Below are 1,775 nucleotides of genomic sequence, written 5' to 3' on the forward strand. Positions count from 1 at the left end.
AGCATTCCCGTTAGGAGCTTTTCCGGGGACTTGATCAAAAAAAGCCCTCTTGGTATGATGCAGGGGTGTCAAACAATACCTACCATCATGCCAAGGAGGACTTCAGATGAATTGTACACAAAACTATAAAATTGATCAAGTTACGGAACAAACGCTTGTCGTGGGCATCGATATCGCGAAACGAACCCACTACGCCTGCTTCGTGGATGACCGGGGGCGCGTGCTTCGCAAGTCGTTCCCGATCTTCCAGTCGAAAGAGGGGTTTCAGCAGCTGTATAAAGCGATTCAGGAGGCGATGCAAGCGTTTGGGAAGTCAGAGGTGATCGTCGCGGTGGAGCCGACCGGGCACTACTGGTTGAACCTGGCCTACTTCCTCGAGGAGCACGGGATCCCGTTGGTCATGGTCAACCCGGCGCATGTGTGCCGGTCGAAAGAACTTGATGACAACCTGCCGACGAAACACGACGCCAAAGACGCCCTGGTCATTGCCAGACTGGCAAAAGACGGACGATTCCTCGTTCCCCGGCTGCTGCACGAGATTGAAGCCGATTTGCGCGTGGGGAGCACGCTCAAAGAGAAGCTCCGCAAGGAACAGACGGCGGTGAAAAACGCGATCGTCCGCTGGACGGATCGGTATTTTCCAGAGTTTTGGACCGTGTTTCGTGACTTGGGGAAAACGGCGCTTTCGGTGTTGGAGTGGACGCCGCTTCCGGCTGATATGGCCGGCCGGACGGTGGAGGAGCTTCTTGAGGTGTACCGGCAAAGCGAAGGGATGAAATGCCCGCAGAAGGCCAAAATTCAGGAGTTGATCAACACCGCGAAGGACTCGATTGGGGTGACGGAAGGGACAGCGATGGCCCGGTTTGAGATCGCCGCGCTCGTCCGCCGATACCGCCAATTGGAGGCGGAGATCGCTGCACTGGACGCCGAGTTGAAGGCATTGGTTCAAACGACGATGGAGTACCAATGGTTGAAAACGGTCGACGGGTTGGGAGACGCCACGATCATCGATCTGCTGGCGGAGATCGGCAGCTTCGCCCATTATCGGGACCCGCGCCAATTGGTGAAGTTGGCGGGCCTGACGCTCAAGGAGAACTCCTCCGGCCAGCGCAAAGGGCAAAAGCACATCTCCAAACGGGGACGGAAACGGTTGCGCTCGGTGCTGTTTCGGGCGATGATTCCGCTGATTCGGCATAACGAGGCGTTTCGCGAGCTGCATGAGTATTATACGACCCGATCCGTCAATCCGCTGACCGGAAAGCAGTCCATCGTCGCCTTGTGCCGGAAGCTGTTGAATGTGCTGTTTGCGATTTGTACGAAGAAACAAGCGTTTGACGCGGAGCGAATGAAACAGGACGTCTTGTCCCAGGTGCAACGGGCGGCCTAAGGCCTCCCCCTGCGAACGGAAGAATCGTTGGACAACCAGATGACACCGGAGAAGCTGGCGTGATTTTATCCATTCGACCTTGAGTCCCCAAAGGAGCTTGGCCGGCCTCCGCCTGATGACGAGACCGAACGAGGGAATGTTGGCGCGAAGACGCCCGGAGACATGGGAGGGTTCGTCCTCATCAGCGACGCGGAGATCCAAAGGGTGCATCGAATACGCTTCCCCCCCACGGCAGGAAAATATAACCAGCCGTGGCCGCGAAGCGCACCCTAGGTCTGTAAGATATCCACAAAACTGAAAAAGGATGTAAGAGATTTTGTCGAAAAATATTTTTTGGACACCCCTGAGGGGCCGAAAAGCCTTGATAAATCAACATTTCTAGAGGGAG

Annotated in this window: 1 protein-coding gene; it reads left to right on the plus strand. The window is 55.7% G+C overall.

What is annotated here, in order from left to right:
* Positions 1–106: 106 nt before the first annotated feature.
* Complete coding sequence (locus tag B4113_RS01610; protein ID WP_061912135.1) at positions 107–1,387, plus strand: IS110 family transposase; 1,281 nt, start codon at positions 107–109, stop codon at positions 1,385–1,387.
* Positions 1,388–1,775: the final 388 nt, after the last annotated feature.

The organism is Geobacillus sp. B4113_201601 (assembly GCF_001587475.1).
Classification (GTDB): domain Bacteria; phylum Bacillota; class Bacilli; order Bacillales; family Anoxybacillaceae; genus Geobacillus; species Geobacillus icigianus.